Raw genomic sequence first — 14933 nt, 5'->3', positions numbered from 1 at the left:
TTAAAATCTTAAAGGTCAACTGCATTTAGTTCTAAGAACAAAGAGTCAACTTACGATTAGTTTTAAGCAAAAACAGAGTCAACCAAAATCAGTTCAGGTCATTGGTCCAAAGATGCAAAAAAAGGAAAAATTTGTCAGAAATTTGGGACCTCAAGCGATGATTTCCTACTGAATCACGTTAAAGAACCCAAAAGCGGCATATACAATTACTTCAATCAATTTATAAATAGTCATTTTTTGTGTCGCTTTTTAGAAGGGAGTCTTCAATGTCTGATGCACGCTCCAACTGGAGTTCCAAGACCGGCATGATCCTGGCTGCAACCGGTTCTGCCGTCGGTCTCGGAGCCATTTGGAAATTTCCGTACATGGCCGGTGCCAACGGCGGTTCTGCTTTTATTATTCCGTTCATCCTGATGGTGTTGTTTTTCGGCGTTACCTTGATTCTTGCTGAGATCATCATCGGCCGAGCCGGACGCGGCAGTTCCGTCACGAGCTTCCGACGTATCGGAGGTAAGTTCTGGGCTCCTTTGGGGTTCGTTGGAGTGCTTTGTGCTTTCCTCATCATGACCTACTACAGCACGGTAGGCGGATGGTGCCTCACTTATTTGTTCGAGGCCATCATGGGAAATGCGGCTTCGTCTGACCTAGCGATGTTGGAAAAGACCTTCCTTAAAACCGTCAGCACTCCGGTTTCTGCCATTCTTTATCAAACCCTTTTCCTGGCGATCACTGCCGGCGTCCTGATCTTCGGCGTGAACAAAGGTATCGAACGTATATCCAAAGTGCTTATGCCGCTGCTTTTCGTGCTGATGATCGTCCTGATTATCCGCGGACTGACGTTGCCGGGCGCCTGGGAAGGCCTTAAGTTCCTTTTCTCTCCGAAATGGGATCAGGTCACAGCAAACTCTCTGCTCAACGCCATGGGCTTCACATTCTTCTCGCTCTCCGTCGGCATGGGCATTATGGTCACATATGGTTCTTACATTTCTCATAAAGAAAATCTGACCACCACTGCTCTTTGGGTTTCTGTTTTAGCCTTTATTTCCTGCATTCTCGCCGGTCTAATGGTTATTCCCCCGGTTATCGCCTTCGGCCTTAACCCGTCTGCAGGCCCAGGTCTGACATTCATCACGATGCCGGCCGTGTTCTCGCACATTCCGTTAGGCGACGTATTTGCCGTCTGCTTCTACGGCTGTCTGCTGGTTGCCGCCCTGACTTCCATGATCTCTTTGTTCGAAGTTCCGCTGGCCTACTTAATGGACGAATTCCATTTCTCCCGCAAAACAGCTTCCGTGCTTTTGTTCATCGTTCTTTCCATCTGCTCTATTCCCTCAGCTCTCTCGATGGGTCCGTGGGCTGATTACAAGATCATGGACAAGAACATTTTTGATGCGATGGACTTCCTCTGCTGCAACATCCTGATGCCGCTGAGCGCCCTCTTCGTCGTTGCAATGACAGGCTGGTTCTTCTTTGACCGCACCAAATATGAAATCAACTCCAGCGTTAAGCATTCCGATGGCTTCATGAAGTTCTTCCGCTTTATGCTGGCCTTCGTTGCACCCTGCTTCATCGTTGTGGTTGCAATCTTTAATCTGATCTAAAACCGAGGAAGTATTCTCAGATGTCCCAAGCATCAAAACAACAAGAAAAAACATTTACCGGCAAAGTTGGGTTTGTCTTAGCCAGTGTCGGCGCAGCCATCGGTCTGGGCGCAATTTGGAAGTTCCCATACATGGCCGGCGCCGAAGGCGGAGCAGCCTTCCTGCTCCCCTACATTATTTTTTCCTTTACCTTGGCCTTCGGCCTTTTGCTCACGGAAATTACCTTGGGTAAAGCCGGTAAAGGTGGAATCGTCACGGCTTACCGAAACTTAGGCGGACCCTTCTGGTCGGTCTTGGGTTATCTCGGCATCATCATCGGTTTTGTGGTGCTTTCGTTCTATTCGGTTGTCGGCGGCTGGTGCCTTCTGTACTTCTTTGAAGCCATCATTGGGTTCCCCTCCGCCGATCCGGAAACGCTCGGTGCGCTTTTCGGAAGCCTGTCCTCATCTCCTTGGGTCGCCATTTCCGCGCAGGTCGGCTTTCTTGCCTTAGTCGGATTTGTGGTTGCCTTCGGCATTCGAGGCGGCATCGAATTGTGTTCCAAGATCCTCATGCCGATGCTGTTTATCTTCATGATCATTCTGATCATCACAGGTCTGATGCAGCCCGGTGCCATGAAAGGCGTGGAATATCTCTTCCTGCCGGATTTTTCCAAATTCAGCTGGAAGACGCTTCTCGATTCCATGGGTCTGGTCTTCTTCTCGTTCTCGGTCGGTGCCGGCTGCATGATTACATACGGCGCCTATATCGACGACAAGACAGAACTTGTCAGCTCCACTTTCTGGATCGTTGTTCTTTCTCTCCTCATCTCTTTGATGGCAGGTTTAATGATTCTGCCGGCAAACTTCGCGTTCGGTATGGATCCGGCCGCGGGCCCCGGCCTGACATTCATTACGATGCCGGTGATCTTTGCCAAGCTGCCTTTCGGGTACCTGTTCTCTATTGTCTTTTTCTTCTGTCTGATCATTGCTGCTTTAACTTCAGCCGTATCGATGCTCGAAATTGACATTACATGGATGGTCCAGGAACTGAATATGAAACGTGCAACTGCCGTGACCGTCTGCCTGCTCTTTATGCTGATCCTTAGCATCCCGTGCGCTCTGTCTTTCGGCCTTCTTGCTGACTACAAGATTTTCGGCAAGACCGCATTCGATTTAGCTGATTTCTTTGTCTCTAACCTCGGGCTTCCGATCGGAGGCATTATTGCCTGCCTTCTGGCGGCTTGGTTCGCATGGGACAAGGTTCATACCCATTGGACGTCTCTTCAGAACTATCCGGGCTGGAAAAAAGTGCTCAGAGTCTGCATCGGCATTCTGTGCCCAGCTCTTGTCCTGGCAGTCCTTATCTCCGGACTGATGAACTAAAATATCCGAAAATTTTTAGAAAGGAAGAAAATGGCCCTCCCTATTGAACAGCTCTACAAAGCACGTGATTTCTTGAACTTAAAGAATATCTCTGCCAACCACGTTGAGTTATCTTTCAAGAATCCTGTGATTGCAATGCTTGCTAAAGGCAAAGTCGCTGAAATTGCCTCTCAGTGCTCCCCGGACGGTGCCTTCACAAAATGTGAAATGCACGGCAATGACCTGCATCTGGATTTCAATCCTGAGTACGTCAGCGAACGTCTGATGGCTGAGATCTTTGACGCAGCGCCTGAAAGAGCCAGAGACGCTGCACGCGAACTGGCTGCCTTTGTCGCTGAAAAGACAATGAAGGCCTAAGAGGTTTTCTAAAGAAGTTGAGCCGGAAATTTTCCGGCCCTTTTCATTTCTAGCGCCCGAATGCAATTCGGGCTTTTCAGTTAGCTTTCTACTGCTCTGATGTGAGTGAGCTCTGATTAGAAACCGGAGACGGCAGCGACATCGGCTGATCCTCTTCCTTATCGCTCTCGGAAGCAACTTCCAGCTGAAGATTCATTTTTCTCGTTTTGGTTTGGACGATATCCACGGTTTTAGCCACCGTTTCAACCTGGGACTTAAGTTTGTTGAGGACTTCGCCGTACTTTGCAAACTCTGTCTGCACAGAAGACAAGATCTTTCTGATTTCAGAGCTCTTCTTTTCAATAGCAAGCGTCTGGAAGCCGGCTCGGTAAGCGCAAAGAGCACTCGCCAGCGTTGACGGACCCATGATGTAAACACGGTAAGAAGTGAAGAGCTCGTTGGTTAAACCTTCGAGCGCCAAAGCCTCTGCATAAAGACCTTCGGACGGAATAAACATAATGGCAAAATCTGTGGTCTCCGGCACATTGATGTACTCGGCAATGGATTTCCCTTCGTTTCTAAAACGCGTTCTTAATTTTGAACGAGCTTCAGCAACACCTTCTCGGTCGCCTTCGTCTGCCGCTTGCAATAGTCTCTGATAGTCCTCAACCGGGAACTTCGCATCAATCGGCAGCAAGCAGGTTCTTCCGTTTAGGCCCGGAAGTTTGACGGCGAATTCAACCACCATCTTCGGCTTTGACGGAACCGGATGAACATTTTTAACGTACTGGCTTTCCGTGAAATATTCTTTCAGCAGCGCTTCAAGTTGGACTTCACCGAGCATGCCTCTGCTCTTGACGTTGACGAAGACGCGCTTAAGGCCGCCGACTTCTTCGGCGAGCTCTTTCATTTGACCTAAGCCTTCATAAACACGGTTTAACTGCTGCGTCACCTGCGAGAAGCTTTCTCCGACTTTGCTTGTCAGCGTGTTTTGAAGCTTTTCCTCCACGGTCTCTCGAATCTTCTCTAACTTAGCCTCATTATCTTTATTGAGTGCCTTCAAATCGTCATCGATCTGTTTGCGCAGTTCATTAAGCGAAGTATTTAACGTCGAAGACAGCGTCTCGAAGCGCTGGTTTACGCCGCGAATCTGTTCGTCATTACGGGTGAGCGACTGATTCAGCGTATCTTGAACAGCTTTCAAATTTGCAAAAATTTCTCCGCGAAGTGTCTTAGAGAGTTCTTCAAAACGCCCATTGAGACTCTTAATCTGCTCGTCATTACGAATCAGAGATTGATTCAATGTGCTTTGAACCACTTTCCCGCTTTCAGCGATCTCTTCTCGAATGTTTTTGGAAAGCTCCTCAAATCGCTTGTTCACGGAACTGATCTGTTCATCATTGCGGGTCAGAGACTGGTTAAGCGTGTCCTGCACAGCTTTGAGACTTGCAAAGGTTTCGCTTCGGATTCCGGCCGAAACCTCCTGAAAGGAGCGTTCCAGCGTGCGTTCCGTCTCGATGAAATTCGGCTTCATCCGATCAGCAATCAGATCTTTACTCTGAGTCACCGCGGCACCTAAATCTTCGCGCCAAGCCATACGAGCTTGTGCAATCGTCTGAAGCGTATTGGCACTGATGCTTCTTAATCTGATCAGACAGTAAATAATGCCAATCGCTAAGAAAATCAGCAGAAAAAATGCCATGAAGCCAAGGATAAAAATTTCGGAAGGGATACCGCTGGCGGCAGAGACTCTAGTCAGCCAATCGTTCATTTTATTTTTAGTGTTTATTCAAAAAGGAACAGAATAAACCAATCTTTTTCTGAGCGGTTTTGCCTGTCAGACAGAAAATTCGTCAGCAGCAATGCGCCTCCGAAAGTATTAAGTAACAACGAGTAAGCAGTAACACTTATAATGACGACCTTAAGCGGCCTTGCGGCCTTCTTTATTTATCTCAAAAGGTATTTTTATGACTCTAACCGCCTGGATTGCGATTGCCGTAATCCTGGTCACGGTTTACTGCCTGATTAAGCGTTATGAAACACGCTTGGTGCTGTTTACCGCCGGCCTTTTCCTCTGCTGCATTGCCATGAAACCGATGGCAGCGCTTGATCAATTTGCTAAAAGCATGGCAAACGCTTCGCTCATCATGGCGATCTGCTCGTCCATGGGTTTTGCCTATGTAGTAACGACCACAGGATGCGATAAAAATTTAGTCAAATTCTTAGCCGCCCCCCTCAATAAACTGGGCATTCTTCTAATCCCCGCCACCACCATCATCACAAGCTTCATCAACGTTGCCATTCCGTCTGCATCCGGCTGTGCCGCTGCCGTGGGTGCAACCTTCATCCCAGTGATGATCCGCGCAGGCATCCGTCCGGCCGCTGCCGGCGCCGCTGTCCTGATGGGCACTTTCGGCTCCAACATTTCTCCGGGAACAAGCCACAACAGTGTTGTTGCCAAAATTGCCAATATGGACATGATGGACCTCATCAGCCTGCACACACCCTACTCCATAGCAATGGTCTTAATCGGGGCTGTCGGCCTGACAATCGTCTGTCTGATTCTCAGAGACAACAAACCAACTGCTAAAGAACTTGAAGACTACTACACCTCAGCAGACCACAGCGGCGGCATTGAACGCATCAATCCGCTCAAAGCCATTGCACCTTTGGTCCCTCTCGTCATTCTTCTGCTCGGTAACTCTTACGTTCCGGTCATAAAGATGGGCGTGGCCCAGGCCATGGTCATCGGTGCCATTTTCGCATTGATTGTTTCTTGGGTGAATCCTCAGCAGTTCACCAAGGACTTCTTCAAAGGTATGGGCGAAGGCTACGGCTCCGTCATGGGTATCATCATCACAGCCGGTGTTTTTGCCGCAGGTTTAAAAGCCACCGGGTTAATCGATGCCTTCGTCGAAGTTTTAAAGAGCTCCAACGAGATCGCCCGCTGGGGCGGGTCTTTCGGTCCGTTCATCATGGCAGCCATTACCGGTTCCGGCGATGCAGCAACTTTTGCCTTCAATGAAGCAGTCACCCCGCATGCCGCCTCTTTTGGTATGCCGATTCCAAACCTCGGCGCAATGGCCCTTATCTCAGGCCAGATGGGCCGTACGATGTCCCCCATTGCCGGTGTTGTCATTGTGCTTTCCGGTTTGGCTATGGTACCCCCGATCCAATTGGTAAAACGCACGGCGATTCCTTTGATTGTCGGTGTCGTCGTTTTGGCCCTGACCATCGTCTAAGGACTTCTTTGATCTCTCGAAGCACCTCGCAAATCGCGAGGTGTTTCTGTATATACATTCTCGACTTATTTATCAACTTTCGTTTGAGCTATGTAAAAAAGACTACCAATCAATCGAATTCACTCATGAATTGCTCACATTTTTATCTTCAAGTAAAGAGAAATATTTTTACCTTTGAGCTCGAGTTGAAAGAGAAAAAGGCAAGTAGAGAGCTAAAGCTCTTAAACTTTCAGCCTGACTTTCATTGAAAATTTGCATGTATTCTGTTTACCTAATTATTGTCTTAGGAATGCTCTCGGCCTTCGGTCCGTTTGTCATAGATATGTACCTTCCGGCAATGCCGGAAATGACAAAAGTATTCTCTGCTTCGGTTTCTTCGGTCCAATTAGGTCTGACCTTCTGCATGGTCGGACTCGCTTTCGGTCAAGTTATATTCGGCCCCTTAAGCGATAAATACGGCCGCAAACCGGTCTTATATTTTTCCCTTCTCCTTTACATCGTCAGCACCCTTTTTTGCTGCTTATCCCAAAACATCGATACTTTCAACATCGCGCGTCTTCTTCAAGGTTTAGGGGGCGCCGGCGCTATTGTTTACTCGCGCTCTGCCCCAACGGATTTATATTCAGGTAAAGAACTTGCCAAGATCATTGCCATTGTCGGTGCAGTAAACGGAATCGCACCGGTAGCTGCCCCTGTGATAGGAGGATCCGTAGCAAATCTTATTGGATGGCGTGGTATTTTTTACATACTTTTAGGAATCGGTGTTGTCATTACAGCAATGGTGATTCCGGTTAAAGAAACGCTTCCTAAAGATGCTCGTGAACAAGGCTCTTTCCTTCGTTCGTTTGAAGGTTTTATTTTGGTGTGCAAAGTACCGAATTTTGCCGCTTTCACAACTGTGTTCGGATTAAGTATGGGAGCCCTTTTCGCCTATATCTCCTCTACGCCTTTTATTTTGCAGAACGAATTCGGACTCTCCCAGTTCCATTTTTCGCTTCTCTTCGCCCTCAATGCCATTGCCATCGGTGCCGGCGCTTTTCTTGCCGTCCGTTTTTCCACAACGGCTAAAGCCACGTACTTCGGAACGGCGGGAAGTTTGATTGCCGCAGTTTTAGGTTTAGTCTTCGGATTAACGACCAAAGATCTTTACACCTATGAAGGCTCCGTTCTTCTAATGGTTTTTTGCCTAGGCTTTATATTTACCGGCGCTACAGCCACTGCCATGAATTTGGGGCGCAAATATGCCGGAGCGGCTTCGGCCATCATCGGAAGTATCGGTTTTTTGCTCGGAGGGATTGTTTCTCCGATCGTGAGTTTAGGAAATATTCAAGTGACGTCTTTTGCCGTGTGCGTGGTCGCGCTCGGCTTAGGAGTGCTTTTGCTGCAGTTTTTCACCACTGAAACCCACGGCACTCCGACTAATCGCACTCATCAGTCCTGATGGAACAAATGCTCTCGGCCGCTAGGCGTCTCTGTTGACGCTCTCCGGCAAGCCTCTTCTGTGAAAAGGGGGTTGACGGTTGTCTGCGTTACCCAAGACAAGCCGTCGGCCTCTCGAACTCTTGTGATCTTCAGGCAAACCGGAGTCTTACCGGCAGTTAATCCGGCGGAGTGCTTTTCAAAGTCAGGATGGAAGGGCTCTATAACCACGGACGTCACTGAAATACTGTCCGGCTCCGGAATAATGCCTTCAATGAGATCTCCGTCCGAAGAGGCATAACACAAACCGAACTGACCAGCTAAGACAGAAGCTACTAACAACGCTTTGATTTCCATGAAAAATCAGTTCCTTCCGAGAGCTAAAAACTTTAGAATGCATGCACCAAAAGAATAACCGATTTGAGGCAGTTTTGTATTCCGCTCGGTTATCCATCGTGCAATATTTAGAAATACTCTCGAAGGCTATATGAACATTTCTGTTTTTGACATGTACCGTATCGGTATCGGTCCCTCATCTTCCCATACCGTGGGGCCGATGCGTGCAGGGCGCAACTTTATTTCCCTCCTGAGAAGTCAGCATCTCTTCCCCGAAGTTGAAGGAATCAAAGTAAAACTAATGGGGTCGCTGGCTGCAACAGGTATCGGACACGCCACTGACAGTGCAGTTCTGCTTGGCTTAATGGGTAAAAGTCCTTCCGTAATCGACGTTGACTCAATTCCCGACTGGATCAAAGACATCAAAGACAAAAATCGTTTGCTTCTCGACAGCTGCAAGCCGATTTCTTTCACCTACAGCAAAGACCTCACTTTTGAACCTTCTGTCCTGGATTCCTACCATACCAACACGCTGATCATTTCGGCCTTTGATGCCAAAGGCAGCGAGCTCTTTTCTCGAAAATATTATTCTGTCGGAGGCGGCTTTATCGAAACGGAAGAAGAAGCCAAGCTCAAACAGGAGCCCCGCGCCCTCCCTGCGACGGAAGAAGATAAAAAAGCACTGCCCTATCCTTTCTCCACGGCCAATGAACTCATGAAACAATGCCGTAAAAACGGACTGAGTATGGAAGCCGTGATTCGGGCCAATGAAGAAGTCATCCGCAGCCATGAAGTGATCGACGATACCTTAGATCATATTTGGTCTGTAATGAGCATGTGTATCGACCGCGGGTTGAACGCTAAAGGATGTTTGCCCGGCCCTCTGAAGGTAAAACGCCGTGCCAACGAACTTTACGAAAAGCTCCTCAACAGCCCGTTGAAAGTCGCTGACGATCCCCTTCAAGTGATTGACTGGATCAATGCTTACGCTTTTGCCGTGAGTGAAGAAAATGCAGCGGGCGGCCGAGTTGTTACTGCTCCAACGAACGGAGCAGCCGGCGTCATTCCCGCCGTCATTAACTATTATCGCCAGTTCATCCCGCAGGCAAATAAAGAAGGTATTCGCACGTTCCTTTTAGTCGCCGGCGCCATCGGTGCGCTCTACAAAAAGAACGCATCTATTTCCGGAGCAGAAGTCGGCTGTCAGGGCGAAGTCGGCGTGGCTTGTTCTATGGCAGCGGCCGGATTAGCCGCAGCACTCGGAGCGACCAATGAACAAATTGAAAACGCCGCCGAAATCGGTATGGAACACCATTTGGGCCTAACCTGTGATCCCGTCAGAGGACAGGTACAAATTCCTTGCATCGAACGCAACGGTATTGCCGCTGTCAAAGCGGTCAACTCCGTCCGTTTGGCCATGATGGGAGACGGCTCCCATTATGTCAGTCTGGATCAGGTAATCGAAACCATGATGCAGACCGGCAAGGACATGGCAAATAAATATAAGGAAACCAGTCTCGGCGGCTTAGCCGTCTGCGTCGTCGAGTGCTAAAGGAAAAATATGAGTCGTAGAGTCCCGGCGTTTGTCACCAAACATGCCAATTTAGAAAGAATGTGGAATTTCGGTATGTTCGTGATGGAACGTATCGACAAAGCCTCTTTGAAACAGGTCGCATCCTCGCTGACGCTAACGACTCTTCTTTCCATTGTTCCTGCTTTAGCTGTCATCATGGCGGCTTTTTCTGCCTTTCCGCTGTTCGCTCCTTATCGCGAAGCCTTTGAGCAGTTTATTTTTTCAACCCTGCTGCCTGAACAATACAGTGATCAGATCTTAGGCTACATCAAGCAGTTTGCCACTCAAGCTGCCGGTTTAACTGCCTTCGGTTTAATCGGTTTGATGGTATCCGCACTGCTTTGTATTGCAACTATCGATTCAGCTTTAAACTCGACTTATGAAGTTCTCAAACTTAGAAGTTTATGGCAGAGAGTGCTGATGTACTGGGCTCTCCTCACGCTTGGGCCCGTTGCTATCGGCATCAGTCTTGCAGCCTCTTCCTACCTAACCGGAATGGCGATGTCGGGACACTTATCTGTCTACGCCCAGTGGCTCATTCCGATCGGCCAATTAATTTTTCAATCTATTATCCTTGCTGCACTATATAAATACGTTCCAAACTGCCGGGTTCTTTGGAGAGACGCACTCGTCGGGGGGATTCTGATTGCCTTAGTTTTTACGGTCTTCCGATGGGGCTTCGGCATCTATGTCATGCGCGGTTCCTACACGACGATATACGGTGCCTTTGCCGCGATTCCGGTTATGCTGACATGGATGTACATAAACTGGATGTTTGTTCTGGCCGGTGCGGCTATTACAGCAACGCTGCCGATGCTGCGCGCCAAACGCTATAAGGATTTCGATAAGAGCGGAGACGAGCTGCTCTCAGCGGTTGCCCTCCTTCGAATCCTTATGTTAGCTAAGGAGTCCGGCAATCCTCAAATGACCAACATCGAACTTGCCGATAAGATTGGAAGTTATCCGGAAGCTGTCGATGCGCTGCTCTCCAGACTGATTCAGACCAATTATGTCGTTAAAATCGGTTCAGATGCGACCAGCAGCTGGGCACTTCTTGCAGACGCACACAGCAAGACGCTTGAAGAATGTTTTGAGGAATTCTCAATGGACATGAGCAACTCGCTGCTGCAGGGAGATACAGCTGAGAGACGCTGGGTTAAAGAAGGTCTGAACGATCAGTGGCTTCAAACTCCGATGAGAGAAGTTTTGAATTAATCAAGCGTTTTAGTTATATCGACCCAGCCTGTGCAGCAGGAAGATTTTTCCAATTCAGGAATCGTCAGTTCAATGCCGGTATCGGAAGTCCCGCATGCCGGAAGTACGGAATCCATACTTTTAAGAGATTCGTCCAAATAAACCTTCACATCTTCATTGATTCCGAAAGGACATACGCCTCCGGGCGCATGTCCGATGATTTGTTCACATTCCTCCGGCTTGATCATTTTAGCTTTGGCTGCAAAAGTATGTTTGAACTTCGCGTTATCGATTCGCGCGTCACCGACTGCTAACACTAGAATCGGTCCGCTTGGAAGCATGAACGACAAAGTCTTAGCAATCTTCTTTTCTTCACAGTCAAATGCTTTGGCTGCAAGCGCCACAGTTGCTGTTGATTCCTTTGCAATTCGAATTCGATCCGAGAGGCCGAATTTCTCCAAATGCTTTTTCGCTTTTTCTAATGACAATTTCTGCAAACCTTACTTAAGTCAGTGCAGACAGTTTCTTATACGCACCGTTTTTTATCACATGTACTTGAAGAATGAAAGCGCTAATACCACTACAACGCCGCTCATCAGAGGAACCCACGTGCGCTTGACGAGAACCAGAGGATTTACCTTCACAGAAGCCGAAACAATAATGATGACCGCTGCGACAGGAGACATAGAGCGGAACAAATTCGACATGCACTGCATCGGAAGTGCAACCATGATTGGGTCAATACCGGCTTTTTGCGCAATCTGAGGAATCAGCTCAATGAAACTGTAGAACACAGCATTGCCTGAGCCGCTGATAAATGTGATCAACCCCGTAATACCGGAGAAAGCCAGCATCAGGCCAACTTTGGCATTTTCAAAATTGGAAATGGAATTCGAAATCGCATCGATCAAACCCATGACACGAAGACCGAACACCATGGAAGAAGCCGCAACGATTAGGACGACTACCTTCGAGAAGCCGTCTCCCATTCCTTTGAAGAAGATACCCAGATCTTTCATGCCGGCTTTGATATTGCGTTTTCTGATCAACTCGCAGGCAAAAGCCAATATCAGTGAGAACAACGTAATTTCAACCAGACCGACTTTAGCTTTTCTAAAGAACACCCAGAAGAAAATCACTAAAACCAAGGGAAGGATCGGGAAAATAAAGTACCAAGTCGGCGTGTTTTTCTCAGGGCGTTCGGCTTCGATAAAAGCTTCTTTATCCAGCTCTTTTAACATTCCTGCGTCTTTCTTATCCAAATAAGTCTGCCAAAAATAATGAACAATACCCATGACAAACAGAGCGGGTATGGTTATCGGGGCCAAATGAAACGCGACATAGTCAACGACATTATCAAAGCCTAGAACCCGGGCCGCGACCACATTGTCACCGCCCAGCGGGGTCGGAACAATGGTTGCCGTGGTCGCAATCAGTGCCGCAGCCGTTAATGTCGACATTCCGGCAGCTCGAAGAACCGGGAACAGCGTCGCCATTAAGATGACCGCAAGAGAGGCGGCGCTAGGGATAATAATCTGAAGGCAGGTTCCGACCCAGAAAACCATGGGGATCAGGATAATCGGTTTGCGAACATAGGAAAGAGGCTTGGTCAGCACCTTGATGACCATATCGTTTGCCCCTATATGCGACATATAGGCCGCGAACCCGAAGAGCGTCAAGATGATTAAGCCCGCATTACCGTACTGACGCACGAACTGATCTTTAATAACCTTGAAGGGGTCCACCCAAGATAAGCCGGTACTTGCTTTTGCTCCTAGAACGTTGTGTCCTAAAAGAAGTCCCGAGTAAAGAAGAACAAGGGCTGCAATAAACAAAACAACTTTAGCGTCGTAGTTTTTTGCGATTGCCCAGCCTGCAAGGATGAGAACGATAACGGCAAGGATGCTGTCGACCATTTGAACTCTCCGTGGGATGCGGTGATTTCGTTTTTAAAATATGATCAAATTTTAACGATCCCTTTCTTTATGAGAGACTTTTGATTTTTAGAACTAGGGTTTTGCCTTATTAATTCATTCTTTGTAACGAACTGATACTTATCCATAAGCTTTGGAAGCATTCAGTTGTATATTTAACGAGACTCAAATCCAAAAAAGAGGGGCCATATGCGTTCTGATAATCCCGGCTTTGTTCCGGATTCTCCTTTCTCAAAGCAGCTTCCCGAAGAATGGCTTAACTTTTTCAAAACTTTCCCCAAGCTCGAATTGCATTGCCATTTATTAGGTACTACCAGTAAGGAAACTTTTGAAGAGCTTGTCGCTGAATCCGGGGCGGATGTCAGCCAAGAAGAGATCAACAATTTCTATACGAGAGGTGATAAGCCGGTCGGTGTTTTAAGAATTTTCAGGTGCTTGGAGAGCAAAGTCCTTTCCAAGCCCTCTTTTTTAACTCGAATTACGCTGAAACATATCCAAAGAGTAGCGAGTCAGGGTGTTAAATATATTGAGTTCTACTGGAACTGGACGGGCTTAAAACATTTCATGACCTATGATGAAGCCCGCCAAGCTATTAACGAAGGTATCAGACAAGGCATGCAGCGTTATGGTGTCACGGCTCGTTCTATTCCTTCCATCGACCGCGAGGACACTCCGGAAGCGGCCGTTGAACTCGTTGAAGAAATGACTAAACATCCTGATGATTACACGATCGGACTCGGAATCGATTATCGAGAAACCAATCACGAACCGGAAAACTTCTGGAAAGCTTTCAAGATGGCCAAAGAGGCAGGTTTCAAAATCACCATTCATGCCGGAGAATTCGGTGAGCATTGGAGAAACGTTGAGACCGCCATGAAACTTCTTGGAGCCGATCGAATTGACCACGGCTACACGATTATCGACAATCCGGAGCTCATCAAGGAAGCAAAAGCTTCCGACATGCACTTTGCCGTCGTCCCGACAAATTCTTACTACTTAAGAACATTGTCGGATGAAGAGTGGGCGATCAAGCATCCGGTTCGCAAAATGGTTGAACTGGGACTCAAAGTGTTTCCCAATAGTGATGACCCGACGATGCATCATATTTCTATTTCAGAGTCATGGCTTCTGATGCATAATTGGCTGGATTTCACGTTACCGCAGCTGCGCAAAATGCTTGAAAACAGCATTGAAGCAGCGTGGGTAACAGACGAACAAAAAGCCATTTGGAAAAAAGAATGGCTTAAAGAATTTGATCGCCTATCCGTTGATCTGCCGCCGGTGAATTAAAAAGTATTTTTCTGACCACCCGAGCCGAACTTGTGGCTCGGGTTTTCTTTTTAGAAAGTGTACTTGATGCCTGCCTTACAGGAAAAATCCACATTCAGGCGATTGCCATGTTCTCCGCCGATCTGAGCAAACGCTTTCCATTGGTTCCCGAAAGCATACTCTCCTCCAACCCCGAAATAAAACCGAGTGCCTAACGAGCGGGTTTTAAAATCAAATTCGTTCATACGAATCTTAGTTTTACCTAGGAAATCATGGTTGACTCCGGCTTTGACAAATAAGCTGCCTGTCCTCTGACCGTCAGGGCTGTTAAAGGCACGACCTGCCGCCAACCCGACCCTCATATTCAGACTGTCGGAGGAATTAACCTTAACTTTCATACCATGCGAAAAAGAAAAGTCTTCTCCAAGCAATCTATAGTAGGAGAGTTGCGCCTGAGGCTCGATAAACCACGCCGAACCATTTGCATTCTCCAAAAAATTGAATCGAATTCCGCCTTCAGAAGAGATGCCAAATCCAAAGTTATGATAGGCAGCGTGCGCAGTGTGTACCCGGCGCATCTCAAGGAACAAGAATTTCCGTTTCGCGGAACAACTTTGATATGTTCCGAATATCGGTGCAGACCAGTCTTAAAAATTAGTTCTACG

13 protein-coding genes are annotated in these 14933 nt (G+C 47.7%); 8 read left to right on the top strand and 5 right to left on the bottom strand.

Features of this window, described 5'->3' with window-relative positions; genetic code table 11:
* Positions 1 to 266 precede the first annotated feature (266 nt).
* From ACZND6_RS11560 to ACZND6_RS11550, 3 genes are read left to right on the top strand one after another with little or no spacing between them, the layout of a single operon-like run.
* Positions 267 to 1601, top strand: a complete 1335-nt coding sequence (locus ACZND6_RS11560) for a sodium-dependent transporter (protein ID WP_008811825.1) — start codon at positions 267 to 269, stop codon at positions 1599 to 1601.
* Between the two features lie 20 nt (positions 1602 to 1621).
* Positions 1622 to 2965 carry a sodium-dependent transporter gene (locus tag ACZND6_RS11555; protein ID WP_008811824.1) on the top strand — a complete coding sequence of 448 codons (1344 nt, stop codon included), beginning with the start codon at positions 1622 to 1624 and terminating at the stop codon, positions 2963 to 2965.
* Positions 2966 to 2995: 30 nt separating this feature from the next.
* Positions 2996 to 3322: a hypothetical protein gene (locus tag ACZND6_RS11550; protein WP_008811823.1), complete on the top strand. Its 327-nt coding sequence runs from the start codon at positions 2996 to 2998 to the stop codon at positions 3320 to 3322.
* Between the two features lie 88 nt (positions 3323 to 3410).
* Here ACZND6_RS11550 and ACZND6_RS11545 read toward each other — a convergent pair whose 3' ends face one another.
* On the bottom strand, positions 3411 to 5072 hold the full coding sequence (locus tag ACZND6_RS11545; RefSeq protein WP_008864503.1) for a DNA recombination protein RmuC: 1662 nt from the start codon (positions 5070 to 5072) through the stop codon (positions 3411 to 3413).
* Positions 5073 to 5268: 196 nt separating this feature from the next.
* On the opposite strand from ACZND6_RS11545, the gene dcuC (ACZND6_RS11540) reads away from it, so the two are divergent.
* Together dcuC (ACZND6_RS11540) and ACZND6_RS11535 are read left to right on the top strand one after the other, a co-directional pair.
* Positions 5269 to 6543 carry a C4-dicarboxylate transporter DcuC gene (gene dcuC / locus ACZND6_RS11540; RefSeq protein WP_008811821.1) on the top strand — a complete coding sequence of 425 codons (1275 nt, stop codon included), beginning with the start codon at positions 5269 to 5271 and terminating at the stop codon, positions 6541 to 6543.
* A gap of 256 nt (positions 6544 to 6799) precedes the next feature.
* Entirely contained in the window at positions 6800 to 7984 is a 1185-nt protein-coding gene (locus ACZND6_RS11535; RefSeq protein WP_008864504.1) for a multidrug effflux MFS transporter, read from the top strand.
* Here the strand turns inward: ACZND6_RS11535 and ACZND6_RS11530 are convergent.
* Positions 7975 to 8319, bottom strand: coding sequence for a hypothetical protein (locus tag ACZND6_RS11530; protein WP_008811818.1), 345 nt, complete (start codon positions 8317 to 8319; stop codon positions 7975 to 7977). The two genes, ACZND6_RS11535 and ACZND6_RS11530, sit on opposite strands and share 10 nt — an antisense overlap.
* Positions 8320 to 8449: 130 nt before the next feature.
* Here ACZND6_RS11530 and ACZND6_RS11525 point away from each other — a divergent pair, with 130 nt between their 5' ends.
* Entirely contained in the window at positions 8450 to 9850 is a 1401-nt protein-coding gene (locus ACZND6_RS11525; protein ID WP_008811817.1) for an L-serine ammonia-lyase, read from the top strand.
* Between the two features lie 9 nt (positions 9851 to 9859).
* Entirely contained in the window at positions 9860 to 11086 is a 1227-nt protein-coding gene (locus tag ACZND6_RS11520; protein WP_008811816.1) for a YihY family inner membrane protein, read from the top strand.
* Here the strand turns inward: ACZND6_RS11520 and ACZND6_RS11515 are convergent.
* Together ACZND6_RS11515 and dcuC (ACZND6_RS11510) are read right to left on the bottom strand one after the other, a co-directional pair.
* Positions 11083 to 11553, bottom strand: coding sequence for a YbaK/EbsC family protein (locus ACZND6_RS11515; RefSeq protein WP_008811815.1), 471 nt, complete (start codon positions 11551 to 11553; stop codon positions 11083 to 11085). The genes ACZND6_RS11520 and ACZND6_RS11515 overlap by 4 nt on opposite strands.
* Before the next feature lie 57 nt (positions 11554 to 11610).
* Positions 11611 to 12981, bottom strand: a complete 1371-nt coding sequence (dcuC, locus tag ACZND6_RS11510; RefSeq protein WP_008811814.1) for a C4-dicarboxylate transporter DcuC — start codon at positions 12979 to 12981, stop codon at positions 11611 to 11613.
* A 207-nt stretch (positions 12982 to 13188) separates the two neighbouring features.
* On the opposite strand from dcuC (ACZND6_RS11510), the gene ACZND6_RS11505 reads away from it, so the two are divergent.
* Positions 13189 to 14289 (top strand): adenosine deaminase family protein, encoded by a 1101-nt coding sequence (locus tag ACZND6_RS11505; RefSeq protein WP_008811813.1) that lies wholly within the window; start codon positions 13189 to 13191, stop codon positions 14287 to 14289.
* Positions 14290 to 14339: 50 nt separating this feature from the next.
* Here ACZND6_RS11505 and ACZND6_RS11500 read toward each other — a convergent pair whose 3' ends face one another.
* The gene (locus tag ACZND6_RS11500) at positions 14340 to 14858 is read right to left on the bottom strand and encodes an autotransporter outer membrane beta-barrel domain-containing protein (RefSeq protein WP_489524702.1); all 519 of its coding nucleotides are present in this window, start codon (positions 14856 to 14858) and stop codon (positions 14340 to 14342) included.
* Positions 14859 to 14933: the final 75 nt, after the last annotated feature.

Source organism: Parasutterella sp. (genome assembly GCF_057870745.1).
The sequence above is the reverse complement of the archived record's forward strand: the minus strand, read 5'-3'. Positions and strand labels throughout refer to the sequence as shown.